This window comes from Nonomuraea sp. NPDC001699 (genome assembly GCF_053596455.1).
The window spans coordinates 336,504-360,741 of sequence record NZ_JBSFGF010000002.1; the positions used below are offsets into that span (position 1 = coordinate 336,504).

General features: G+C 72.2%; 21 protein-coding genes. 8 read left to right on the top strand and 13 right to left on the bottom strand.

Annotated features, from left to right (window positions below; all coding sequences use genetic code 11):
• Positions 1-76: 76 nt before the first annotated feature.
• On the top strand, positions 77-2,503 hold the full coding sequence (locus ACWCSU_RS07085; RefSeq protein ID WP_449934138.1) for an ATP-binding protein: 2,427 nt from the start codon (positions 77-79) through the stop codon (positions 2,501-2,503).
• Positions 2,504-2,526: 23 nt separating this feature from the next.
• Here ACWCSU_RS07085 and ACWCSU_RS07090 read toward each other — a convergent pair whose 3' ends face one another.
• Positions 2,527-3,600: a hypothetical protein gene (locus tag ACWCSU_RS07090; protein ID WP_449934140.1), complete on the bottom strand. Its 1,074-nt coding sequence runs from the start codon at positions 3,598-3,600 to the stop codon at positions 2,527-2,529.
• A gap of 73 nt (positions 3,601-3,673) precedes the next feature.
• Here ACWCSU_RS07090 and ACWCSU_RS07095 point away from each other — a divergent pair, with 73 nt between their 5' ends.
• Positions 3,674-4,456 (top strand): tyrosine-protein phosphatase, encoded by a 783-nt coding sequence (locus ACWCSU_RS07095; protein WP_449934142.1) that lies wholly within the window; start codon positions 3,674-3,676, stop codon positions 4,454-4,456.
• 9 nt (positions 4,457-4,465) lie between these two features.
• On the opposite strand, the gene ACWCSU_RS07100 is transcribed toward ACWCSU_RS07095, so the two are convergent.
• Positions 4,466-5,506, bottom strand: coding sequence for a Gfo/Idh/MocA family oxidoreductase (locus tag ACWCSU_RS07100; RefSeq protein ID WP_449934144.1), 1,041 nt, complete (start codon positions 5,504-5,506; stop codon positions 4,466-4,468).
• A gap of 89 nt (positions 5,507-5,595) precedes the next feature.
• Positions 5,596-6,495, bottom strand: a complete 900-nt coding sequence (locus ACWCSU_RS07105) for a proteasome assembly chaperone family protein (protein ID WP_357697836.1) — start codon at positions 6,493-6,495, stop codon at positions 5,596-5,598.
• Positions 6,496-6,691: 196 nt separating this feature from the next.
• On the opposite strand from ACWCSU_RS07105, the gene ACWCSU_RS07110 reads away from it, so the two are divergent.
• Together ACWCSU_RS07110 and ACWCSU_RS07115 are read left to right on the top strand one after the other, a co-directional pair.
• Entirely contained in the window at positions 6,692-6,886 is a 195-nt protein-coding gene (locus tag ACWCSU_RS07110; protein ID WP_449934146.1) for a hypothetical protein, read from the top strand.
• A gap of 206 nt (positions 6,887-7,092) precedes the next feature.
• Positions 7,093-8,013, top strand: coding sequence for a terpene synthase family protein (locus ACWCSU_RS07115; protein ID WP_449934148.1), 921 nt, complete (start codon positions 7,093-7,095; stop codon positions 8,011-8,013).
• 10 nt (positions 8,014-8,023) lie between these two features.
• Here the strand turns inward: ACWCSU_RS07115 and ACWCSU_RS07120 are convergent, their stop codons facing one another.
• Complete coding sequence (locus tag ACWCSU_RS07120) at positions 8,024-10,144, bottom strand: ATP-binding protein (protein ID WP_449934150.1); 2,121 nt, start codon at positions 10,142-10,144, stop codon at positions 8,024-8,026.
• A gap of 432 nt (positions 10,145-10,576) precedes the next feature.
• On the opposite strand from ACWCSU_RS07120, the gene ACWCSU_RS07125 reads away from it, so the two are divergent.
• Positions 10,577-11,053, top strand: coding sequence for a VOC family protein (locus ACWCSU_RS07125; protein WP_449934152.1), 477 nt, complete (start codon positions 10,577-10,579; stop codon positions 11,051-11,053).
• On the opposite strand, the gene ACWCSU_RS07130 is transcribed toward ACWCSU_RS07125, so the two are convergent.
• The 3 genes from ACWCSU_RS07130 to ACWCSU_RS07140 form a co-directional block, all read right to left on the bottom strand.
• The gene (locus ACWCSU_RS07130) at positions 11,046-11,894 is read right to left on the bottom strand and encodes an ABC transporter permease (protein ID WP_357697845.1); all 849 of its coding nucleotides are present in this window, start codon (positions 11,892-11,894) and stop codon (positions 11,046-11,048) included. The two genes, ACWCSU_RS07125 and ACWCSU_RS07130, sit on opposite strands and share 8 nt — an antisense overlap.
• Positions 11,891-14,677 (bottom strand): CocE/NonD family hydrolase, encoded by a 2,787-nt coding sequence (locus tag ACWCSU_RS07135; protein WP_449934155.1) that lies wholly within the window; start codon positions 14,675-14,677, stop codon positions 11,891-11,893. Before ACWCSU_RS07135 ends, ACWCSU_RS07130 begins: the two co-directional genes overlap by 4 nt.
• A gap of 96 nt (positions 14,678-14,773) precedes the next feature.
• On the bottom strand, positions 14,774-15,181 hold the full coding sequence (locus tag ACWCSU_RS07140) for a PaaI family thioesterase (RefSeq protein WP_357697849.1): 408 nt from the start codon (positions 15,179-15,181) through the stop codon (positions 14,774-14,776).
• A 25-nt stretch (positions 15,182-15,206) separates the two neighbouring features.
• Between ACWCSU_RS07140 and ACWCSU_RS07145 the strand changes: the two genes are divergently transcribed.
• Both ACWCSU_RS07145 and ACWCSU_RS07150 read left to right on the top strand, forming a co-directional pair.
• Positions 15,207-16,679, top strand: coding sequence for a cytochrome P450 (locus tag ACWCSU_RS07145; protein ID WP_449934158.1), 1,473 nt, complete (start codon positions 15,207-15,209; stop codon positions 16,677-16,679).
• Between the two features lie 78 nt (positions 16,680-16,757).
• Positions 16,758-17,942, top strand: coding sequence for a hypothetical protein (locus tag ACWCSU_RS07150; RefSeq protein WP_449934160.1), 1,185 nt, complete (start codon positions 16,758-16,760; stop codon positions 17,940-17,942).
• Here ACWCSU_RS07150 and ACWCSU_RS07155 read toward each other — a convergent pair.
• Positions 17,900-18,934 carry a CopD family protein gene (locus ACWCSU_RS07155; RefSeq protein ID WP_449934162.1) on the bottom strand — a complete coding sequence of 345 codons (1,035 nt, stop codon included), beginning with the start codon at positions 18,932-18,934 and terminating at the stop codon, positions 17,900-17,902. The two genes, ACWCSU_RS07150 and ACWCSU_RS07155, sit on opposite strands and share 43 nt — an antisense overlap.
• Entirely contained in the window at positions 18,931-19,557 is a 627-nt protein-coding gene (locus ACWCSU_RS07160) for a copper resistance CopC family protein (RefSeq protein WP_357697857.1), read from the bottom strand. The genes ACWCSU_RS07155 and ACWCSU_RS07160 overlap by 4 nt, the downstream gene beginning before the upstream one ends.
• A 51-nt stretch (positions 19,558-19,608) precedes the next feature.
• On the opposite strand from ACWCSU_RS07160, the gene ACWCSU_RS07165 reads away from it, so the two are divergent.
• Positions 19,609-20,370, top strand: coding sequence for a class I SAM-dependent methyltransferase (locus ACWCSU_RS07165; protein WP_449934164.1), 762 nt, complete (start codon positions 19,609-19,611; stop codon positions 20,368-20,370).
• A 58-nt stretch (positions 20,371-20,428) separates the two neighbouring features.
• Here ACWCSU_RS07165 and ACWCSU_RS07170 read toward each other — a convergent pair whose 3' ends face one another.
• The 4 genes from ACWCSU_RS07170 to ACWCSU_RS07185 all read right to left on the bottom strand — a co-directional run bounded on the left by ACWCSU_RS07170 (position 20,429) and on the right by ACWCSU_RS07185 (position 24,230).
• The gene (locus ACWCSU_RS07170) at positions 20,429-21,226 is read right to left on the bottom strand and encodes an SDR family NAD(P)-dependent oxidoreductase (protein ID WP_449934166.1); all 798 of its coding nucleotides are present in this window, start codon (positions 21,224-21,226) and stop codon (positions 20,429-20,431) included.
• The gene (locus tag ACWCSU_RS07175; protein ID WP_449934168.1) at positions 21,223-22,194 is read right to left on the bottom strand and encodes an AurF N-oxygenase family protein; all 972 of its coding nucleotides are present in this window, start codon (positions 22,192-22,194) and stop codon (positions 21,223-21,225) included. The genes ACWCSU_RS07170 and ACWCSU_RS07175 overlap by 4 nt, the downstream gene beginning before the upstream one ends.
• Before the next feature lie 69 nt (positions 22,195-22,263).
• Positions 22,264-22,863, bottom strand: a complete 600-nt coding sequence (locus tag ACWCSU_RS07180) for a TetR/AcrR family transcriptional regulator (RefSeq protein ID WP_449934170.1) — start codon at positions 22,861-22,863, stop codon at positions 22,264-22,266.
• Between the two features lie 11 nt (positions 22,864-22,874).
• On the bottom strand, positions 22,875-24,230 hold the full coding sequence (locus tag ACWCSU_RS07185) for a HAMP domain-containing sensor histidine kinase (RefSeq protein ID WP_449934172.1): 1,356 nt from the start codon (positions 24,228-24,230) through the stop codon (positions 22,875-22,877).
• Positions 24,231-24,238 lie beyond the last annotated feature (8 nt).

A 24,238-nucleotide genomic window follows, 5' to 3' on the forward strand; every position in this document is an offset into this window, starting at 1 on the left:
ACCGGACAAACCACGACGTAGGCGGGCAAAGTGGGCGGCGCCCGTCTCGGCGGGGCTCGCGGCGGGTGCCGCCAGCGTGCTGGCCGCCTCCCTGGAATGGGACATCCCGCCGCTCGCCAAGATCGGGGTGACGCTCACGGCGGCGCTGCTCGTCGGCGTGACCACCTGGGCCACCACCGAGTCCAAGCCCCGGCGGCAGGCCGCGCCCGAGCCCGGCGTCCTGCCGCCCGACCAGTGGCCGCCCGTGCCCGAGCACTTCACCGGGCGCGCCGACTCCCTCGCCGACCTGCGCGCCGTCTTCGCCGCCCGGCGGAAGTCCTCCGACCTGTCCCCGCCCCTGGTCGTCTCCGTGTACGGCCGCGGCGGCGTCGGCAAGTCGGCGCTGATGACCAGGTTCGGGCAGGAGGTCGCCGGCTGGTTCCCCGACGGCCGGCTCCACGCCGACCTGCGCGGCGGCGTCGACGCCCCCGTACGCCCCGAAGAGGTGCTGATCGGCTTCCTGCGCGGCCTCGGCGTGCGCCTGGCCACCGACCCCGGCGGCCTCGACGAACTGCGCACCCTCTGGCTGACCTGGACCAAGGGCCGCAAGATCCTCATCGGCCTGGACAACGCCCACGACGCCGCCCAGGTCAAACCGCTGATCCCGGCCGAGCCCGGCTGCGCGGTGCTGGTCACCTCGCGCTCCCCGCTGTTCCTGGACGGCACGCAGGACACCCGGCTCGGCGTGTTCAGCGAGGCGCACGCCGTGGAACTGCTGGCCCGGCTGGCCGGCGGCGCGCGGGTCGTCGACGACCTGGAGTCGGCCAAGGAGATCGTCCGGCTCTGCGACCACCTGCCGCTGGCGATCAACATCTGCGGCGGCCGGCTGGCCACCCGCGAGCAGTGGACCCTGCGCGAGATGGCCGGGCGGCTGGCCGACGAGCGCCGCCGCCTCGACCAGCTCCAGGTGGCCCAAGGCGTGGACAAGAGCGTACGGGCCTCGGTGCAGCTCAGCTACGACGACTGCACCGGGATCCAGCGCCGCCTGCTGCGCCTGCTCAGCGCGCTGCCCGCGCCGGACGTGCCCGGCTGGGTGGCCGGGGAACTGCTCGACATCTCCGGCCTCGACGGCGCCGACCAGCTCGAAGCCCTGATCGACGCCCAGCTCGCCGAGTGCTCCGGCACCGACCAGGCCGGCGCGATGCGCTACCGCCTGCACGACCTGGTCCGGGTGTTCGCCGCCGAGCTGTCCGGCCAGGACGAGGACGAACGCCGCAGGGCCGCCGTCGAGCGCGTCCTGCACGGCTACCGCCGCCGGGCCGAGGAGGCGGCCCAGAACCGCTGGCCGCAGAACTGGAGCAAGGGCGGCCGCCGCGCCGGGCCCGAGGGCCGGTTCGGGGCGGGCGACTGGCTCAACGCCGAGCGGCTGTCCCTGCTCGCCATGATCAACCTGGCCGAGCAGCTCGGGCTCTGGGAGCTGACCTGGGGGCTGGCCAGGGCGTTCTGCTCGCTGTGTCACTCGCTGCGGGCCTACTGGGCCGACTGGGCGGCCGTCGCCGACATCGGCTGCGAGGCGGCGCGGCGTACCGGCGACCGGCGCGCGCTGGCCATCGCGCTGCTGGACAGCGCGGCGGTGCGCGGCGGCATGGGCCTGCGCGAGCGCGGCCTGCGCGAGGCCGAGCAGGCGCTGGAGATCTTCGACGGCCTCGGCGAGACCTGGTGGGCGGCCCGCGCCACACGCACGGTCGGCATGACCCTGTTCAGCGGCGGGCACCTCGACCGCGCCCAGGACTACCTGGTCAGGGCGATCACCGCGTTCAAGGCCGAGGACGACCTGTGGTGGACGGCCCGCACCCAGCGCAACCTGGCCGAGATGCGCATGGCGGAACGCCGCCCCGAGGAGGCCCGCGACCTGCTCGAAGACGCCCTGGAGATCTTCCAGCGGGCGGGCAACCGCTACTCCGAGGCCCAGACCCTGCGCGTCTACGGCGAGGTGCTGGCCGCCCAGGCGCGCGGCGAGCGCCTGGCCGGCGACCACCGGGCCTCCGACGCCCTGTTCGTCAGGGCCGGGTTCAGCCTCGACCGGGCGGCCGAGATGTTCCGGCAGCGCGGCGAGCTGTGGGAGGAGGCCCGCTGCCTGCGCGCCGCGGGCGAGGTGGGCGATCCGGCGAGCGGGCTGCGGGAGCTGGAGTACGTCCGGCGGGCCGATGAGATCCTGGTGGCGCTCGGCGACTCCTGGGGGGTGGCCCGCACCGCCGTGTCGGCCGGGCGGGCGCTGGCCCGCCTGCAACGGATCGAGGAGTCCGAGCACGAGCTGCGCCGCGCCGTCCGCGGGTTCCAGGAGCTGGAGGACCGCTGGTGGATGGCCAGGAGCCTGCGCTACCTCGGCGAGGCGCATCTGGACGCGGGCGGGTCCGGCGCGGCGGTCGGGCCGCTGGAGCAGGCCAGGGAGATCTACCGCAGCCTGGGCAACGAGGCGGGCATGCGCCGCACCCTGGAACTCCTGCGCCAGGTCCGGCCCTGACCGCCCGCCGGGGGCGCCGGGGGTCAGGAGTCGCGCGAGGGGTGCCGCTGCGGGCCGCTCGGGCGGTGGGCGTTCGCGTCGCCGTGGCCGGTCGTCCCGTGGGCGTTCGTGTCGGTGTGGCGGGGCGTCCCGTGGGGCTGCGTGTCGCCGTGGCGGGTGCCGCCGTGCGCGCGCCGGTCGGGTCCGTCGGTGCGGGGGCCGATCGCGCCGGTGCCGTACGCGTCGCTGAAGGGGCTTCTCAGCAGCTCACCCGCCGCCTGCCTGGCCTGCATGACGCTCTCCTCGAACAACTTGCGCACGTGGGCCGCCTGGTCGGACAGCTCCCTGATGCGCTCGTGCGCCAGCTCGTCCCGGACGGTGTCGGCCAGGAGCTGCTGGTACTCGGGGGTCTTGGCGGCCAGCGTCTCCAGGCGCCTGTGGGCGTGGTAGACCTTGTCCGCCTTGAGCACCTGCTTGGCGTACTTCTCCAGGTGGCGTACGCGGTGCGAGAGCGACGTCCAGGCGGCGTCGAGGGCGCTGGTGTACGGCTTGAACGCGTCCTCCATGCCCGGCGGCAGCTCGTGGGGGATGATCCGGCCGTGCTCGGCGTGCATCGACGACAGCCGCCGCAGCCGGTGCGCGATCTGCCAGACCTCCTCGGGCAGCGACACCTGGTTCTCCACCGAGTCGATCAGCCCGGCCTTGTGCACCTTGGAGTTCAGCACGGCCGAGGCCGCGTCCTGGGCGCGGCGCAGCAGCACCTGGCAGGGACGGTCGAGGTCCTCGGGGAGCACGTAGCGGTCGGCGTACGTGGTGGCGAGACGCAGTCTTCGTTTGACGATCCGGTGGGAACTGTCCAACGCCATCCACCGGATCAGGGCGATCAGCCCCATGCCGAGCCCGGCCACGAAGGCGGCCGAAGGGCTGTCGGTCACGATCAAGATCATCGCCAGCAGGGCCGGAAGCGCGAAAAGCAGGACGGGGCTGAAGCTGGGATCCATCCGCCTGCCGGAACGGGCCATATGAAGGATGTGCGGGCTCGACCGCAACTCGACCGAGATCTCCGGGGGCAGCGATGGATCGATCACCAGCCGGGGAGGCAGTGCGCGTGGATCCATACGTTCATGCTGCGTTATGAACTAGGAATTCGCTCATGATTGGCCGACATATAAGGTCGAGATGATGAATGACATGACAAGATGGATCGATCTGGAAGGCGCCGTCAACGTACGTGACCTGGGCGAGCTTCCCACCCGTGACGGCGGGGTCACCCGCCGCGGCCGGATCCTCCGGGCCGACAACCTGCAGGGCCTCACACCGGGGGACGTGTCGCTCCTGGTGAGCGAGCTGAACCTGCGCCACGTCGTGGACCTGCGCTCGACCGCCGAGGTCTCCCTGGAAGGCCCCGGCCCGCTGACCCGGGCGCCGGAGGTGACCCACCACCATCTGACGCTCTTCGCCGAGGGCGGCAGGCACACCGACGTCGAGGCCGACTCCATCGACGGCGACCGCGTGCTGCCCTGGCAGGAGCGCGTCGTCGACGAGGAGCTCCGCGTCACCGGCTTCTACTTCGGTTACCTGCGCGACCGTCCCGACGCCGTCGTGGCGGCCCTGCGCGCCATGACCCTCGACGACGGCGCCGCGCTCGTGCACTGCGCGGCGGGCAAGGACCGCACCGGGGTGCTGTCGGCCCTGGCGCTGGAGGTCGCCGGCGCCACCCGCGAGGCCATCGTGAACGACTACGTCGCCACGGGCGAGCGCCTGGAGCTGATCCTCAAGCGCCTGCGCGCCAGCGACACCTACCGGGACGACCTCGACTCCCGCCCGACGGACGACCACATGCCCCGGGCCCGTTACATCGAGCAGTTCCTCACGGTGCTGGACGACCGCTTCGACGGCCCGCTGGGCTGGCTGCGCGGCCACGGCTGGACCGAGGCCGACAACGCCGCCCTGCGCGCCCGCCTGCGCGACTGATCGCGGCGATCAGCCCAGGCGGACGACCACGCGCTGGTCGGCCGACAGGCGGGCGGCCTCGATGACGGCCAGCGTGTCGATCGCGCCGCGCGGGTCGACCGGGGGCGGCGCGCCTTCGCGCAGGGCGCGTTCCACCCCGCGGTAGAAGTCCAGGTACGCGCCCGGCTCGGTGGGCACCGGCCGGGCGTCGTCGTCGGTGCCGAGCAGGCCCCAGCGGCTCTCCTCGTCGGCGCCGAACCCGGGCGAGCCGGGCGCCAGGCCCGCCCGCAGGCGCTCCTCCTGCACGTCCATGCCGTGCTTCACGTACGCGCCCGCCGAGCCCAGCACCCGCATCCGTGGGCCGAGCCGCGCCGCCACCGAGCTGGCCCACAGGTGGGAACGCACCCCGCCCGCGTGCCTCAGCGCGATGAACGTGTCGTCGTCGGAGGCCACGCCCTCCCGCCGGACGTCGCTCTCGCAGTAGACCTCGTGCGCCGGGCCGAACAGTTGCAGCGCCTGGTCGACCAGGTGGGTGCCCAGGTCGTAGAGCAGGCCGCCGATCTCCTCCGCGCCGCCGGTCTCCCGCCAGCCGCCCTTGGGCACCGGCCGCCAGCGCTCGAACCTCGACTCGTAGCGCAGCACGTCGCCGAGCCGGCCCTCGGCGACCAGCCGCCGGACGGTGAGGAAGTCGCCGTCCCAGCGCCGGTTCTGGAACACGGTCAGCATGACGCCGGCCTTCTCGGCCAGCCGGACCAGCTCGCGGGCCTCCTCGGCGGTGCGGGCCACCGGCTTGTCCACCACGACGGGCAGGCCCTCGGCGAGCGCGGCGGCGGCCATGCTCACGTGCGTCCGGTTGGGCGAGGCGACCACCACGAGATCGCTGTGCTCCCACAGCTCCCGCACGTCCGCCACGCCGGCCGCGCCGTACCGGTGGGCCACCTCGGCCTGCCGCTCCGGATTGCGCGTCACGACCGCGGACAGCCGCAGGCCCGGCGTGGCATGGACGAGCGGGGCGTGGAAGTACGCGCCCGCGGTGCCGTATCCGATCAGGCCGACCCGGAACTCGCTCATCAGCCCAGGTTAACCGGTACCGCCCCGGAGCCTTCCGTCACTCGTCGTCGTTCGGCGAGGAAACAACGGTACGGCCCCGGAGCCTTCCGTCACTCGTCGTCGCGTTCGGCGAGGAAACGCTCGAACTGGGCGGCCAGCTCGTCGCCCGTGGGCATCGGGGTCGTCTCGGCCATCAGGTTCTCCCGCTCCGCGCCGCCCGCGAACGCGTCGTACTGCTGCTCCAGCCCGCCGATGGCGGTCGACAGCTCCGAGGAGGCCTGGATCTGCTCCTCGATCTCCGTCGTCGTACGGTCGGCCGCGTCGCGCAGCGCCTCCATCGGGAACACCAGGCCGGTGCCCCGCGTCACCGCCTCCAGGCCGGTCACCGCCGCCGTCGGGTACTCCGCCTGCGACAGGTAGTGCGGCACGTGCACCGCGTACCCGACCGCGTCGTGCCCCTGCGCGCCCAGCCGCAGCTCCAGCAGCGCGGCCGCGCTCCCCGGCACCTGGACCCGGCCGAACGCGCTGGTCTGCGAGTTGATCAGCTCAGGACGGCTGGCGTGCATGGTGATGCCCAGCGGACGCGTGTGCGGCACCGCCATCGGGATGCCGTGCAGCGTGACGATCTTGCTCACCTTCAGCCGTTCCAGCAACTCCCCCACCGCGCGGGTGAACAGCTCCCACTCCCGATCCGGCTCCGGGCCGCTCATCAACAGGAACGGCGTGCCCGTGGCGTCATGGGTGACATGGACGGCCAGTTCGGGGGTCTCACACTCGACCCAGCGGTCGGTGTCGAAGGTCATGATGGGCCGCCGGGACCGGTAGTCGAGCAACCGGTCCACGTCGAACGTCGCCACGACCCGGTGCTCCAGCTCGGCCAGCAGGTGGCCCAGCGCGAGGCGTCCGGCGCCGCCCGCGTCGACGAAACCGTCGAAGTGGTACAGCAACACCGGATCGGTCAGCTCGGGCGCGTCGTCTGCGAGCCTGTAGAGATCCTTCGGGTCGAACACGGTTGGACAGCCTTTCCCTAGGTACTCTTCCCCAGAACCTACGGCGAGTCGGATCGATTCCGCGCAAGGCACCCTATCGAGGGGCAATCCATCGCCTGGACGGGGACCGGGCGGTCCGGGCCGGCGGCTCCAGGACGCCGCGCGCCGGCCGGGGGCTGGCGTTCCGGTCAACTTCGCCATCATCGAAGGTGACACTTTGCTGATGATCGCGGACCGGCTCGGGCGCGTGCGGCCGGATGAAGGCTTCTCGCGTACGGATCCGGCTGCGGCCGCGCGGACGGCGTCGCTCGCCGGGGCCGTGTTCGAACAGAAGTCGGTCGTGGTCAGAGCGCTGGCGGAGACGGAGGCCGATCGGCGGGACGGCACCCCGTCGGCATCGAGCCCAGCCTGAATGATGGCGAATGCCTAGTTTATCCACCGGTTCCCTTAGGGGGTTCCATAGTGTGAAAAAGGCATTAAAGGGCTCCAAGTTGCCGAGTGTGGCCTTTTGAACAACAGATGGTCATGCTGAAGGACGTGGCAACTTCTGCGCATTCCTTCGGTAGCCGACCACTGCACGTCCCTCCGCTCCCGTGCCCGTTCCCCAACGAGATCAACGTGCATGCGACGGAGGTCGACGCGGAAAGTCACGCGTGGCTGGCCGCCTCCAACATGCTCAAGGGCGCCGACACCATCGAGCACTTCCGGCGCTCCAAGATCGGCCTGCTCGCGGCCCGTACCAACCCCGAGGTCCCGCGAGACAGCCTCCGGCTGATCAACGACTGGTACAACTGGCTCTTCGCGTTCGACGACGCGTTCTGCGAGGGCGAGCTGATGGGCCACCGGGCCTCCGCGCTCGCCCGCGCCCTGCCGCCGCTCCTGGAGATCCTGGACGACCGCAGAGAGCCCGACGACAAGGACGCCTTCGGGCTCGCCCTCAACGAACTCCTCCACCGCATCGTCGCCACCTCCACCCCGGCGCAGGTGGACCGGTGGCGCATCACCGTCAAGGAGTACCTGTTCGCCCAGATCTGGGAGGCGGCCAACCGCGAGGTCGACCTGATCCCCACCCCCCAGGACTACGTCCTGATGCGCCGCATCACCGGCGCCACCTACACCTGCTTCGCCCTCGTCGACGCGGGCGGCGGCTACCGCCTCGAAGCCGAGGAATGGCACCACCCCGACGTGCGCATGCTGTCCGACCTGGCCTGCGACCTCATCGGCTGGGACAACGACCTCCTCTCCTACGCCAAGGAGCGGGGCAACGACAAGGCCAGGCACAACCTCGTCACCGTGCTGGCCACCCACAAGGACCTCACCCTCCAGGAAGCCCTCCTGGAGGTCTCCGACATGCACAACCAGGCGATCGCGGCCTTCCTCGACCGGCGCAAGGCGCTGGAGGAGTGGGCCCCGCCGCCGGTCCTGAAGTACGTCCGCGGCCTTGAGCACTGGGTGCGCGGACACATCGAGTTCTCGCTCGGCAGCGCGCGTTACGTGCACGCGTGGCCGGAGGGCACTCGCTGGCCACAGGCCGTCTGAGGCCCCGAGGTCAGTCCTCGGCCGGGGCGTCCAGGTCGCCGAGCGCGAGCGCGGACGCCTCGTCGAGGTCGAGGCGGGCGCCGTTCTCGAAGGCGTTCTTGTAGGCCAGCTCGCCCATCATCGACTTGCAGTCCTCGACGCACGCGTCGTGATCGTCGGTCAGGAACGGCGCGCCCAGCTGCGGCAGACCCGCCGAGCGCCAGTTCTGCTGCAACGCGCCCAGCAGCTTGGCCGCCGTCGGCGCCTGCTTGAGCGCGATGAGGATGCGCGCGGTCGTCTCCAGGACCAGCAGCGTGCCCAGCGTGTCGTGGAAGTGCCGCTTGATCCGCAGGCCCTCGCGGGCGTTGTGCAGCGCCTCCGCCGGCCTGGCGGTGGCGAGCCGCGTGCGCGACATCGCCCACTGGGCGTACGAGCTGACCCACAGCTCACCGCGCTCGCGGCACACCTGGAGGCAGTCCTGGAGCAGCGACTCGGCCTCGAACAGCTCACCCTGCGACGACAGCACCAGCGACAGCTCGACGATCGCGGGCAGCAGACCCGGGTTGAGCTCCTTGTTGTCGGTGTTGAACTCGATCGCCACGCCCAGCAGCGCGCTGGCCTTCTGCAGGTCGCCCTGCAGCAGCGCGGCCGTGCCCTGCATCTTCGAGGCCAGGATCACCGCCCTGGAGTCGCCCACCCGGACGGCCTCCGTGCTGCACTGCTCGGCCGCCGCCAGCGCGCCGACGCTGTCACCCTGGGCGCTGCGCACGTAGGACAGCACCCACAACGCCTTGCAGCGCTCCTTGCTCGGCGCCGGGTTGGCCTCCAGCGCGCGTTCGAGGTAGAGCCGCCCTTCCCGGACGAAACCACAGCACACCCACATGAACCACAACGACGCCAGCAGCGTGAGAGCCGAGGCGCTGCGCAGGGGCGAGGACAGCGCGTGCTCCAGCGCGACCCGCACGTTGTCGTGCTCCTGACGCATGCGCACGAACCAGTAGATCTGCCGAGGGCCCGACCACGCGTCCTCGCTGCGCTGGGCCAGGCTCAGGTAGTACTCCAGGTGGCGCTGCCGCATCTGCTCGGACTGGCCGAGCTTGTCCAGCCACTCCTCGCCGTACTCGGCCAGCGTGTCGATCAGCTTGTAGCGGACGCCGGAGTGGTGGCTCCTGATCAGCAGGATCGACTTCTCCACCAGCCCGGTGACCAGGTCGGTGATGTCCTCCGACGGCAGGCGCCCGTCGGAGCAGACGAACCTGGCCGCGTCGAGCTCGAAGTCGCCGGCGAACACCGACAGCCGCGCCCACAACAACCGCTCGGCGGGCTCGCACAGCTCGTGGCTCCAGCCGATCGCCGCCCGCAGCGTCGCGTGGCGCGGCAGCGCTGTGCGGCTCGCGCCGGCCAGCAGGCTGAACCGGTCGGTCAGCAGCCCGAGGATCTGCTCCACCGACAGGGCGCGCAGCCGCACCGCCGCCAGCTCGATCGCCAGCGGGATGCCGTCGAGCCTGCGGCACAGCTCGGCCACCGCGCCGATGTTCTCCTCGTCGAGCTGGAAGTCGGGCACGACCGCCCCCGCCCGCAGCGCGAACAGCTGGACCGACTCGTTGGTGAACAGGTTCTCCGCCGGGTCCTCGCCGGGCACCAGCAGCGGCGGCACCGGCACCACCTGCTCGTACGGCAGGTGGAGCGACTGCCTGCTCGTGGCCAGCACCTTCAGGTTGGGCGCGGCCTCCAGCAGCTCGTGGACCAGCTCGGCGCAGCCCTGCACCAGGTGTTCGCAGGTGTCGATGATGAGCAGCATGTCGCGTTCGCCGACCCACTCCGACAGCGACTCCGACTCCGCTCGCGAGGACTGGTCGGCGATGCCGAGCGCCGAGGCGATCGTGTGCCTGACCATGCCCGCGTCCTGCAACCGGGCCAGGTCGGCGAACCACACGCCGTCGGGGTACTGGGTGCGGACCTGGTGCGCCAGCCGCAGCACCGTACGCGACTTGCCCACACCGCCGATGCCCGTGACGGTCACCAGCCGGGATTCGGCGAGATGCCGCTTGAGGTTGGCGAGTAACCGGGTCCGCCCCACGAAGCTGGTGAGCTCCGCCGGTAGATTGCCTTCTCTCCGCCAGCCTGAAGGGGTGGCCATGCGCAGCCTCACGGGGGATCGGCGACACCTGCCCTGGCATCGTACCGCCGGGCGCGATGGCTGTCCGTGGAGCCGGGAAGACGACCGGTGTTGGTTTGTACATCTCGGTAGCATGTTTCCCGTGGACGAATTTCTCCCGGAGCAGACTTCGGACGACACCGACCTCGGCTGGGGCGATTGGCGCGAAGCCGACGCCGACGCCTTCTACCTCGACAACAAGCCTCCGCACTGGGGCTGAACCGGGGCTGACCAGGCCACCCGGAGCCTGACCCGCTCCGGCGCGCCCCGCGCCTGGCCGGGGCTTCTCCGCCCGCCTCAGACCTTCTGAAAAATTTCTCGGGACGTGTGTCGATCCGGCCCGATCCCGTTCGACGCGTCGATGAAAAGAGGGGGACGGGCACGGACCCGCCCCCCGCGACACGTCTCGGAAGGACGACCGGCGACATGCAGAAGATCACGACCTACCTGTGGTTCGACAACCAGGCCGAAGAGGCGGCCGAGTTCTACACCTCGCTCTTCGCCGACTCCCGCATCGTGGAGGTCCAGCGCTACGCCGAGGGCGGCCGCGGGTCCGCCGGGCAGGCCATGCTGGTCACCTTCGAGCTGGCCGGACAGCGCTTCCACGCCCTGAACGGCGGCCCCCAGTACACCTTCAACGAGGCGACCTCCCTCTACGTCGACTGCGGCTCCCAGGAGGAGGTCGACGAGCTGTGGGCCAAGCTCACCGACGGCGGCGAGGAGTCGCAGTGCGGCTGGCTGAAGGACCGGTACGGCCTGTCGTGGCAGATCGTCCCCAGGGCCATGCAGGAGCTGATGAGCGTGCCGGACCCGGCCGCCGCCCAGCGGGTCGTGCAGGCCATGCTGGGCATGCGGAAGATCGACATCAAGGGCCTGGAGGACGCCGCCAAGGGCGTCAGCTGACCACGTCCTTGCGCCGGAACCTGCGGAAGGCGACGGCGATCAGGATCGCGGCGTAGGTGATCGACACCGAGGCGCCCTTGGCCATCCCGCTCCAGTCGAGCTCGGGGGCCAGGGCGTCCAGCCACGCGTTGTTCCAGAACGTCGGCAGGAACTCGCGCAGCGTCCCCAGCGCCTCGACCGCCTGCAGGATGGTGCACACGATCCACAGGCCCACCGCCCCGCCCACCGCGCCGAGCGGCGAGTCGGTCACCGTGGAGACGAGGAACGCCAGGGCCGCCACGACGAGCTGGCTGACCAGGGCGTAACCGATCACGATGCCGAACCGGGGCAGCACGTCGAGCGCCGGGATCGTCTCGCCGGTGCCGGGCACCTGGATGTCGTTCCAGCCGAACGCGACCGTGCCGGCCAGCAGCGCCATCAGCGGCAGGCAGATCACCGCCGCCGCCGAGAAGCCGAGCGCCACGATCAGCTTCTGCCGCAGCAGGCGGTCGCGGGGGACCGGCGCGGCCAGCAGGTAACGCAACGACGACCAGTTGGCCTCGGCGGCCACCGTGTCGCCGCAGAACAGCGCGACCGCCACCACCAGAAGGAAGCTCGCCGACACCGACAGGGCGAACGCGGCGAAGTTCAGGCCGCCGGCGGTGGCCAGGTCGCTGATCCGCACCGAGGACTGCCCCTGGTTGCCGGACTGCGGCCCGAACTGGAACGCGATCACCAGCACCCACGGCAACGCCAGCAGCAGCCCGAACATGACCAGCGTCCGCCGCCGCTTGAACTGCCTGACGATCTCCACGCGCAGCGGCAGCGTGCGGCGCGGCGCGTAGCCCGGCGCGGCGGTCATGATCTGTCTCCGATGAGGTCGAGGAACACGTCTTCCAGGCGCGGACCGCCGTGCCCGTTGCCGGCCGCCGAGCTCAGCAGCCGCGACACCGGCCCGGTGGAGACCAGCCGCCCGCGGTGCATGACCACCACGTGGCTGCAGGTCTGCTCCACCTCGGCCAGCATGTGGCTGGAGACGATCACGGTACGGCCGTCGCGCGCGTAGCGCTTGAGCACCTCGCGCATCTCCCTGATCTGGGGTGGGTCGAGGCCGTTGGTGGGCTCGTCGAGCACCAGCAGGTCGGGCAGGCCGAGCATCGCCTGGGCGATGGCCAGGCGCTGGCGCATGCCCTGGGAGTAGGTGCGCACGGCACGTTCGAGCGCCTTGCCCAGGCCCGCGATCTCCAGCGCCTCCTCGAAGTGCGCGTCGGCGGCCGGGCGGCCGGTGGCGGCCCAGTAGAGCTCGATGTTGTCGCGGCCGGACAGGTGCGGCAGGAAGCCGGGGCCCTCCACGAACGAGCCGAGCCTGGACAACACGGGCGCGCCCGGGGTGACGGGGTCGCCGAAGATCCGGATCTCGCCGTCGTCGGGGCGGATGAGGCCCATCATCATGCGCATGGTGGTGGTCTTGCCGGCGCCGTTGGGCCCGAGGAGGCCGAGGACCTGGCCCTGCTCGACCCGGAACGACAGGCCGTCGACGGCCCGCTCGCCGTTGCGGTACGCCTTCGTCAGCCCGACGATCTCCAACGGCACCTCCCGCCCATCAGCCACCCGCTCGCCGTCGACGCCCGGCACCGACGGTGCCGCCGCCTCGGCCGCCCGCTCGCCGTTGTCGCTCGCCGCGGCCTTCGCCGCCCGTTCGCCGTTCCTGACCGCGCCGGGTTCGGCTGCTGATGCCGCCGTGAGGACGGCGGCCGGGGACGGTGCCTTGGTGGGGGTTTGGGGCGGTTCCGTTGCGGGGTGCGGGGGAGCCGTGGGTGCGGGGGTGCGGCGCAAGGAGCCGCCGCGGCCCGAGGTGCGGCCGGTGGCCAGCAGGAGGGCGGCGAGGAGGACGGCGGCCAGCGGCATCGCCCACACCCACCAGGCCACCCCGGTCGGCGGCGCGGCCAGCGCGCGGACCGTGGGGACGGCCAGCGCGGGCGAGGCCAGGGAGACCCCGAACGCGGCGGGCTCGGCCGGGGTCGCGAACCCCATGTCCGTCGTGGTCACCACCAGCCGCAGCCGGTGGCCCACGGCGAACTGGTGATCGACGGCCGGCAGGGTGACCGTGGCCTCGGCGGAGCCGGACCCCTCGGGGATCGTGACCCGGAAGGGCGCCACCAGCCCCGCCGGCAGCGTGGGCGGCTGCGCGGCGTCGGCGACGTCGTAGAGCTTGGCGAACAGCGTGGCCCGGCCCTTGCCCGACACCTTGATCTTGACCGTGGGGCTGCCGGTGAGCTGGAGCGGAGCCGTCAGCGGCGCCGACTCGAACGCCGCGCTCTGGCCGGGCATGTCGATGGACACGCCCGCGCCGCCCTGGCCGCTCAGCAGCCCCCCGACGCCGGGGACGGTCGAGATCGAGGCGGGCGCGCCGCCGGGCGGGTTGATGACGTTCTGCTCGGGGCCGGCGAGCTGCACCGTGGTGGTGTCGGTGCCGGCCAGGCCGGGGTAGGAACCGGCCTCGGGATGCAGCCTGATGCGCTGGCGGGTGCCGGGGTCGCGGCCTCCGTCACGGGTGACGGTGAACGCGCTGACCGCGGGCCCGGCCTCGCCCTTGAGGTGGCGGGCGAACCAGGCCGAGGACTGGTCGTAGAGCCAGTCGGCCTCGCCGTTGCCGCCGTCGTGCCCGCCGTCGAACCAGGCCAGGCTCACCGGCGTGCCGGCGGCGGCGATGGCCTTGGCGTTGGCGTCGGCGTGGGAGAGCGGGAACAGGGAGTCGCGCTGGCCCTGGAGGAGCAGGGTGGGCGCCTTGATCCGGCCGGCCACGGTGACCGGGCTGGATCTGCGCAGCAGCGCGACCGCCTCGGGCGTCGCCCGGCCGTCTTCGGCGACCTGCTGGTAGACGTCGCAGATCGCCGGCAGGAAGCGGCCGCACCTGGCCTGCTCGACGGTCAGCGGGGCGGCGGCCTCGCGGCGGGACTGGGCGGCGAAGGTGTCGAGGGAGACGCCCTGGCCGAAGAAGATGCCCGCCCACATGCGCTTGAAGACGCCGTCGGCCGCGCCCTGACCGATGGTGGCCTGGGCGCCCGACCCCGTGGCGGACCCGCCGGCTGCCGCGTCGGGGAAGAGGGCGTCGGCCAGGTCGGCCCAGGTGATCTGCGGGACGATGGCGTCGATGCGCTGGTCGAAGGCGGCGGTCATCAGGGCGATGGCGCCGCCGTACGAGCCGCCCGTGATGCCCACGCGAGGGTCGCCGGCGGCGTCGAGCTGGACCTCGGGCCGCTTGGCCAGCCAGTCGACGAGCTGCTTGACGTCTTTGACCTCGTAGTCGGGGGAGTTGAGCGCGATCTCGCCCGTGGAGCGGCCGAAACCGCGTGCCGACCAGGTCAGTACGGCGTAGCCGTCCTGGGCCAGGCGGGCCGCCTGCTGGCGGACGCTCTGCTTGCTGCCGCCGAACCCGTGGGCGACCAGCACGGCGGGCGCCTTGCCACCCCCGGCGGGCGGGAAGAACGTGGTGTCGAGCTCCACCCGCTGGTCGTCGGCGGGCCCGTCGACGACCGTGATCCGCTGGTCCTGACCGCGCGCCTCTCCGGCGGACGGCCACACCAGCCACGTCGTCACCCCGAGGACGGCGAGCACCGCGACCAGCGCGGCCACACGTTTCATGGCGGTGAGCCTACTTTCCGCACCTGAGAGATCCCTGAGACGGACCGCCGCCCGGGGAAGGCGGCAGCCGTCGACCAGCACGTCGACCAGCAGCCGTCAGCCGAGGATCGCGTAGACGGTCGAGGCGTGCGCGGCCGGGTCGCCGTCGCCGTCGGGCGTCAGCGTGACCTCCGAGAAGGCCAGCGAACGCCCCAGCTTGGTGACGCGTACGTCGAGCAGCACGTCGCGCCCGATCACCGGTCGCTGGAACGTGGTCGACTGCTGCACGGTCGTCATCGGCACGAACCCGCCCCTGGCGGAGGAGATCGCGATGACGGTGGCGGTGTCGGCGGCGGCCATCATCGCCTGGCCACACAGCCCGCCGCCCTCCCTGGCCAGCGAGTCGGACCAGGGGAGCCGGACGAGGGCATGGCGCTCGCCCACCTCCTCCACCCGCAGCCCGAGCTCCTGGATCCAGGGAGCGAAGTATTGCCGGAGAATCGCCTCTGCGTCTTCTGGAGTCACGCGCTCATCATGCACGCTGTAGGGCATGGCGGAGGAGCGGAGCGAGCGTCCTGTGGATAACCCGGCGAGCCCCCGGCCCGGGCCCCCGGCACCCGCCCCGGCCAAGAAGCCGCCTTCGGCGTCCGAGCAGCCCAAGGAGCCGCCTTCGGCGTCCGAGCAGCCCAAGGAGCCGCCTTCGGCGGGTGAGCCGGTCAAGGAGCCGCCTTCGGCGGGTGAGCCGGTCAAGGAGCCGCCTTCGGCGGGTGATCTGGCTGAGGTGTTCTTGCCGTCCAACTATGCGGCAGGCGTTCCCTATGACCTGTACGCCCGGCTGCGCCGCGAGAGCCCCGTCTGCTGGATCCCCGAGCCCGCCGTGGGCCCCTGGCGCGAGGGGCCGGGCTACTGGGGGGTGTTCCGGCACGCCGACGTCAAGCGGGTGCTGCGCAGCCCCGACGACTTCTCCTCTCACCTCGGCGCCACCCAGATCCGCGACCCCGACACCCCGGCCGACCTGGAGTTCGTCCGGTCGATGATGCTCAACATGGACCCGCCGGACCACTCCAGGCTGCGCCGGATCGTGGCGGCCGCCTTCACGCCGCGCGCCGTCCGCGCCCTGGAACGCACGATCAAGGACCGGGTGGCGGCGCTGCTCGCATCGGGCGAGTGCGACTTCGTCGAGGTGGCCGCCGACCTGCCGGTCTGGACGCTGGCCCACGTGATGGGCGTCCCCGAGCAGGACCGGCGGCTGCTGTACGACTGGGCCTCCCGCGTCATCGGCTACCAGGACGACGACTATGCCGGCCTGTCCACGGCCGAGGTCGAGTCCCTGACCCCCGTGGGCCGCCTGGCGGTCGCCGCCCGTCCTGAGCTCAAGCCGGGCATGAACCCCAGGTCCAGGGCCGCGCTGGCCGACATGTTCGCCTACGCCCACGCGCTGGCCGACACCCCGCACGAGTCCGTCATGTCCGCCATGAGGAAGGGCGGCCTGACCGAGGCCGAGTTCGAGAACATGTTCTTCCTGTTCGCCGTGGCCGGGAACGAGACCCTGCGCAACGGCATCCCCGGCGGCCTGCTCACCCTGCTGAGCCATCCCGCCGAGCTGGCCCGGCTGCGCGCCGACCCGTCGCTGCTGGAGCCGGCGGTCGAGGAGATGCTGCGCCACTGGCCCCCGGTGATGGACTTCCGCCGTACGGCCACCCGCGACCTCACGCTCGGCGGCCGGCGCATCCAGGCGGGCGAGAAGGTGGTCGTCTACCACGCCTCGGCCAACCGCGACCCGGCGGTCTTCGCCGACCCCGACCGCTTCGACGTCGCCCGTACGCCCAACGACCACGTCAGCTTCGGGTTCGGCCCGCACTTCTGCCTCGGCGCCCACCTCGCCCGCGTCCAGCTCCGCGCGGTCTTCGCCGAGCTGCTCGCCTGGGACGTCGAACCCGCAGGCCCCCCGGTGCGGCTCACCTCCAACTTCCAGAACGGGCTCAAACACCTCCCGGTACGCCTGACCCGCCGCCTGACGTGAAGCCACCCCGAAGGCATCCATAGTCACACAAAGGAGACATCTGAGACCGACGCGCCGGATGACCGTAAGATTTGCGCCGTGAAGTCACCAGCATCGTTCAAGAAGGCCGCAGCGTGGGCCTTGCCGTACTGGACCAGAGGCCAGGCGGGGCGCGAGACGCCGCAAGACCTGTTCCGGGTGCTCTACCTCGGATGGCTGGTGGCGCTCACGCTCAAGCTGCTCGGTTCGGCCTGGGACGTGTCGTGGCACTTCAAGTGGCTGCGCGACGACCTGGCCCCGCCCCACCTGCTCAACTCCGCCGGCACCGCCCTCGTCGTCGTCCTGACCGTCATCCACGGTTACACCGGCTACGGCGTGGACAAGGCGGCGTTGCGGCTCATCCAGTGGGGAACCGGGATCTTCCTCGTCGCGGTGCCGCTCGACCTGATCAACCACCGCGTCAACGGGCTCGACATCACCTCGTGGAGCCCGTCGCACATCATGCTCTATGTTGGAACGTTCTTCATGATCATGGGCGTGATCAGGGGTTGGTTCATGGGCGCGCCCCCCGGACGCGAGCGCACCGTCGTGCTCGGCGCCTTCCTCGCGTTCTTCCTGGAGAACGTGCACTTCCCCGAGCAGCACCAGGAGTACGGCATCCTCTCCCTCGGTGCCTGGGACAACCACGCGACCTACGCCGAGCAGATCCTGCTGCGCTTCGCCGCCGACCAGATGGGCCGTCCGGTCGACCGGATCATGATGAGCGGGTTCACCCTGCCCGTGCCCGACTACCTCTACCCGGTCTACGCGGTGGTCGGAGGGCTGTCGGTGCTGGTCGCGGCCAGGCTGCTGATCGGCAGGTTCGGCGCGGCGACGCTGGTGGCCGGCGCGTACGTCGGGTTCCGCACGCTGATCTGGCCGCTGCTCACCTTCGGCGGCTTCCCGCCGTCGGCGCTGCCGTTCTTCCTCGTGGTGGCGGGGCTGCTGGTGGACCTGGCGTTCCTGGTGCGCGTCCCGGCCGTGCGTGCCGTCGTGGGGGCGGCCGCGGTGACCGCCGGCGCCTACGGCGCGCTGGCCGCGCAGAACGCGGTCATGGGCCCGGTCTACGGCGCGATCAAGGGCCAGACCGGCCTGTACGGAGCCCCGCCCCTGGCCACGTCGTCGGCCGTCTGGGCCGGGCTCGGGCTGCTGGCCGCCTGGCTGGCCGCCGAGTGGCTGGCCGGGCGGCGCGACCGGCGGCCTCAGCCGATCGAGGCCCGCGTGATCGCGACCGCCACCCCGTAGGCCAGCCCCATCACGCCCACCTCGGCCGCCGTCCAGCTCACCAGGGCGGTGGCCCCGCCGCGGCGGATCACCGGCAGCAGGCGGAAGCGGATGTGGGCGGCCAGCGGCACCAGCAGCGCCACCAGCACCGTCTTGATCACGACGAGCACGCCGTAGTGGCTGGTCACGATCGCGCCCGGCAGCTCGACGCCGGGCGTGAGCGCCATCGTGCCGAGGCCGGTGACCAGCCCCGACAGCGAGACCAGGAGCAGGCAGACGGTGGCCATCCTGGAGAACTTCGGCAGCGCCACGGCCAGCAGACCCCGGTGGGGCGCGACGAACACGGCCGTGGCGGCCAGGCCGCCCGCCCAGGCCGCCGCGCCCATCACGTGGATCTCCATCGAGATCATGATGGGGTCGTGCCAGACGGAGTTGACCGCGTGCCCGGTGACCGGGATGGGCAGCAGCCCGAACAAAGCGACGATGATCCGCAGCTCCGCGGGCACCTTCTCGCCGAACCGCACCGCCATCAGCCCGATGCCCGCCGCCGCCAGCGCGCACGCCGCGCTGAACAGCAGACCCTGCCCGGTGCCCACCTCCTCGACGTAGGAGGCGATCAGGCCGAACGTGGGCACCCGCCCCGGGTTGAGCTCGGCCGTCTGGAACACGATGGTGAGCAGCGCGCAGATCGCCCACGTCCAGGCCGCCAGCACGGCGAGCGGACGCACCCGGCGCAGGACCGGCTCGGTGGCGTCGGGGTCGTCGAAGCCGAGCAGCTTGGGCACGAGACTCAGGCCGACCACGGCGACCGCGGCCAGGTCGAGCAGCACCCGGACGACGGGCAGGCCGTAGGCCACGACCGGCCCGGGCATGGGGATGCCCGGCACGGACTCCTGGGCGGTGAGCGTGGAGGCCGCGACCGCGGCGACGATCCCGCACACGACGAACGCCCCGGCGACGAGCCGCCCGCCCGCGACGCGCTGCCCGGAACGGGACGTGAGGGTCGCGGTCACGCCCGGGTCCCCTCCGACGGCCGCGCCTCGGCCTCTGCTTCAGCCGTGGAGGCGGCGGCGGTGGAAGCGGCGGGGGCGCGGCGGAGGGCGACGGCGGTGCCGGCGGCCAGGAGCAGCAGCGCGGCCACGATCCACACGACCGCCATGCCGGCCCCGCCGTTGGCGGCGGCCTCGGCCGCCTTCGCGCTGTCGGCCCGCTGGTCCTGCCCGGCAGCCGTGGCGCCGTCGCCCTGCTGGGGCTGCCCGGCGGGGGCGCCCGCGGCGGACGCGGCCACGCTGAAGCCGATCTTCCCGGTCACCGGATGCCCGTCGGAGGACAGGATCCGGTAGCCCACCACGTACGAGCCGCCCGCGGGCAGCGGTTTGACCTTGACGGAGACCTGTTCGGCCGACACCTCCGCCGCGCCGTCGGCCCACGACGAGCCGTCCGCCCCCGTCACGCCGACCTGCGCGTAGCCCTGGCGCACCGCCTGGTCGAACACCAGCGTCACCCGCGCGGGCGAGGCGGACAGCGTGGCGCCGTCCTTGGGATCGCTGCTGACCAGCACGTTGTGCGCCTGCGCCGGCAGGGCGAACCCGACCGCGGCGCACGCGAGCAACAGGACCGTGAGTAGCCGCCTCACCGATCAAAACCTTCCATCGAACGAGTCTCGAACCCGTATATGGTCCCACCCATGACGGACCTCTTCGGCGGCGCGGCGCCCTACTACGCCAAGTACCGGCCCGGCCACGGCGATCCCGCCATCGATCGGCTGGCTCGCGCGTTCGGCCCGGACGGCGTCGTGCTCGACCTCGGCTGCGGCCCTGGGACGATCGCGATCCCGCTGGCCCGGCGGGTACGCGAGGTGCTGGCCGTGGACCCCGACGAGGAGATGCTGGCCGAGGGCCGGCGGCTGTCGGCGGACGTGCCCGGCATCCGCTGGCTGCGCGGCGACTCGACGACGCTGCGGGAGCTGCCGCCGTTCAGTCACGTCGTGATGGGCCGGTCGTTCCACTGGATGGACCGCCGCGCGGTGCTGGCCGACCTGGACGAGCTGCTGCCGCCCGGCGGCGTCGTCGCGCTCGTCGGCCCCACCCGCGACCCCGTCGAGGAGCCGTGGGAGCCGGTCATGCGCCGGGTGCGCGAGCGGTTCGGCGTGAACACCTGGACGGCCGCCGGCTCCTTCCAGAAGACCGGCGAGCACCACCATGACGTGCTGGCCCGCTCGCCCTTCTCCGCCCTGGAGTCCGACCGGTACGAGCACCGCCTCGCCTACGACCTCGACGCCCTGCTCGGCCTGCAGCTGTCCTACTCCTACACGGCCCCGGCCAGGCTCGGCGACCGCCTGCCCGCGTTCGTCGAGGCGGCCAGGGCCGCCCTGCTGGCCGCCGAGCCGTCGGGCCGCTGGGAGCTGACGACGACGACCGAGGTCCTCATCGCCCGCCGCCCCGCCTGACCGCCCGACCCGACCGCTCGACCCCGCCGCCCCGCCTGACCGGTGCGGTTCGTCCGTCTCATTGCTTGGTGAGGCGTCCGACCGCCAGGCCCGCCACCCGTACGGCGGCCGACGGCCACAGCCGGGCCGCCCGCCAGGCGACCCGCGCCGAGGCCGGCGCCACGATCAGCGCCTTGTTCCTGGCCACCCCGCGCAGGACGTCGGCGGCCAGCGCGTCCACGGGATAGAGCCGCCCCTGCGCCCGCACCGCCGCGCTCCGGGCGTGGGCCGCCACCTCGTTCTGCGGCAGCCCCGGGTTGGCGTGGTCGAGCAGCGGCGTGTCGACGAACCCCGGGCACACCACGTTCACCCGCACCCCGTACGCGGCCGCCTCGGCCCGCAGCGCCAGCGAGAGCCCGACCACGGCGTGCTTGCTCGCCGTGTACGGCAGCATCAGCGGCGCCGGCACCAGCCCGGCCAGCGAGGCGGTGTTGACGATGTGCCCGAACCCCTGGTCCGCCATGACCGGATAGGCGGCGCGCACGCCGTGCACGACGCCGCGCAGATTGACGTCGATCGTCCGGTTCCAGTGGTCGAGCGTCAGCTCGCGGGTGACGCCGCCGACCGCGATGCCGGCGTTGTTGAACATGAAGTCGAGCCGCCCGTGCTCGGCCCTCACCCGCGTCACCAGCGCGGTCACGGCCTCGGCGTCGGTGACGTCGAGGCGGGCGAACTCCAGGCCGAGGTCGGCGGCGGCCCGCTCGCCGGCCTTCTCGTCGACGTCGGCGATCACCACCGCCACGCCCCTGCGCCGCAGCTCCCGCGCCACCGCGCGGCCGATCCCGGAGGCGCCCCCGGTAACCAGCGCGACCTTCACCGGCGCGGCTCCGCCCAGATCCCCATGGCCTGCCACACCTTCCTGCTGACGACGTTGACGAGCCCGATCTCGGCGCACAGCTCGCGCGTCCTGGCGAGCGAGTCGCGGACCTCCTGCCGGGCGGCCGGGTCGGCACGGTGGATCCCGGCCACGACGTCGGGCGGGATGCGGAAGTGCCGGACCATCGAGCCGGGCGGCGCGAGCATGATCCGGGCCATCACGCCGAGCACGACCGGCGAGATCACGCTGAGCATCGTGCGCCGGTGACGGGGCATGCGCGGCACCCGGTCGCGGAGGTAGTGGCGGGCGAAGGAGATGTGCCTGGCCTCCTCCGCGATGTGGATGCGCATGATCGTCTCTTCCAGCGGATGGTGGACCTGGCCGTCCTTGAGCACCTTACGCTGCACGTGGTCGATCGGGTCCTCGCCGCCCAGGACGAAGACGAAGAACAGCTCGGTGGAGACCAGCGGGATCCACGGCACGGCCTGGGCGATCAGCGACAGCGGCCGAGGCATGCCGCGGATGGGGAGCTTCGTACGGTTCACGAACTCCTGGAACATCATCCCGTGATGTCCCTCTTCGATGGTCTCGTGGTAGACGTAGCGGAACTCGGGGGAGCCGTTCGGCAGGCGGTAGGCGTAGTTGAGCAGGCCGCGTTTGAGCAGGTTCTCGAACTGCAGGCCGATCTTCATGGCGGTGGCGACCCGCCACAGGCCGATCCTGGCGCGGACCTCGGGAGAGCGGGCGCGGTACCAGGGGTGGCCGCCCAGCCTGTCGGTCTCGGGCAGTTCCCAGCGCGGGTCGTCCTGGTCCACGAGGAACTCCGGGTCGTCCCACGGGATGTCGCGGTAGGGCTCCCAGTGCTTGTCGACCGACGCCTTCGAGAGGCGTTCGACGACCGCTTCGTAGGCGCCGGCGGTCCTCTCGTCGTTCTCCCTGGCGGCGGCAGAGCTCGGTGCGCTTGTCATCGCGGGTGCTCCTCTCCTCCCGCCATCAATTGTACGAAGCATCCAATAGACGGGGAAGAGCGGCCCGGGTCACAGGTTCTCGACGGGCAGCCCCAGTTTCCCGGCGACCGCCGTACGCAGCAGGACGGCGGCCCGGCGGCGCGAGAGCACCCTGGGATGCACGTGCGTCTGGACCGCCAGGCCGTCGATGAGCGCGAAGACGTGCCAGACCGCCTCCTCCGGATCGGCGCAGGAGAACGCGCCCGAGCGCACGCCGTCCTCGATGATCGACCGCAGCAGCGAGCGGTTGCGCGCGTCGATCCCGCGGGAGATCTCCTCCAGTTCCGAGCTGCGCATCGCCTCGGCCCACGCGTCGATCCACAGCCGCCGCTCGTCCGAGGGGATCGCCGGCGAGCAGCGCCTGAGCAGGGCGCGCAGCCGTTCGAGCGGGCCGGCGGGGGACTCCTCGATGTCGGACAGTGCCTCCAGGTGCAGCCTGGCCGCATAGCCGAACGCCTGCGCGAACAGCCGGTCCTTGGTGTCGAAGTGGTAGAAGAGCAACGCCTGGCTGACGCCCGCCGCCCGGGCGATGTCGAGGGTCCGGGTGTGGCCGAACCCCTGCTCGGCGATCACCTCGCAGGCCGTCTTGAGGAGGTCTTCGCGCCTTAATCGGCTGAAACTGGGTGTCACAGCGAGTAACTCTAACTACTGATCAACGGTATTTGTAGGACAAACCGGGCACCGCGTTCGGAGGGCTCGATGGTGAGCGTCCCCGCGTGGGCCTCGGCGATCTCGCGGGCGATGGGCAGGCCGAGCCCGGTGCCGCCGGCGTCGCGACGGCGGGAGTCGGCCAGCCGGATGAACCGCCGGAACACGGCCTCGCGTTCGTCGGGGGCGATGCCGCCGCCGTCGTCGAGCACCTCCAGCACCGCCTGCCCCTTCCGTTCACGCACAGTCACAGTGATCATGGTATCCGCGTGCCGCTCGGCGTTGTCGAGCAGGTTCGCCAGCAGGCGGGACAGGCGCAGCGCGTCCCCCTCGACGACCACGCCGGTGTGCAGCCGGGTCTCCACCGGCTTGCCGTCCGTACGGCGGCCCAGCTCTTCGCTCACCAGCCTGGCCAGGTCGACCGGCTCGCGGCGGCCGGGCGCGCCGGCCTCCAGTCTGGCCAGGGTCAGCAGGTCGGCGACGATGTTCTGGAGGCGGTCGAGGCCCTCCATCATGCGCCGGCCGGTCTCGCGCCAGTCGGCCTCCTCGGGGGCGAGCATCGCCTCCTCGACCTCCATGCGCATGGCCGTGATGGGGCTGCGCAGGTCGTGGGAGGCGTCGGAGGCGAACCTGCGCTGCTGCTCCACCGCGCGTTCGAGCCGGTCGAGGGTCTCGTTCACGGTACGGGCCAGCTCGTCGAGCTCGTCCCGGTGCGGGCCCCTGGGCACCCGGCGGCCGAGGTCGGTGGCGGTGATCTCGGCCAGCTCGTTCCTGATCGCCGAGACCGGGGTCAGCGCCTTGCGCGCGGTCAGCCAGGCCACGCAGGCCGTGACGCCGGCCAGCAGCAGCACGCACAGCGTGGCCGCCGGCGGGTACAGGGGGCTGACGTACCAGGGCGGCGCGGGCATGTAGGCGTAGGCCATCCAGGGCCTGCCGCCGACGTTCGCCCGGAAGCCGACGGTGATCAGGCAGTGGACGCCCGGCACCCGGTTCGTGCAGGACGTGGTGGTGAGGCGGGCGTCGGTGCCGGTGGCGGTGGCGGTGCTGAGCGGCGGCTGTCCCGTCAGGCGGGGGCTGGCCTGCCGGATCCGGCCCCTCTCGTCGACGACCTGGATGAGGTCGGTGCCCTCGGTGACGGCCACGGGCCGCAGGCGGGCGGGGGCGTCGCGCTCGACGACGAAGGCGATGCGGCGCGCGGCGCCGGCGGCCTGCTCGGTGAGGAAACCGGTCGCCACCGTGTGCATGATCGGCGTGACGAGCAGCGCGATGGCGCCGTAGCCCGCCAGCGCGCACAGCAGGGCGGCCAGCGTCAGCCGCCGTTGCACGGACCAGCGCCTGAACACGATCACGCATCCCT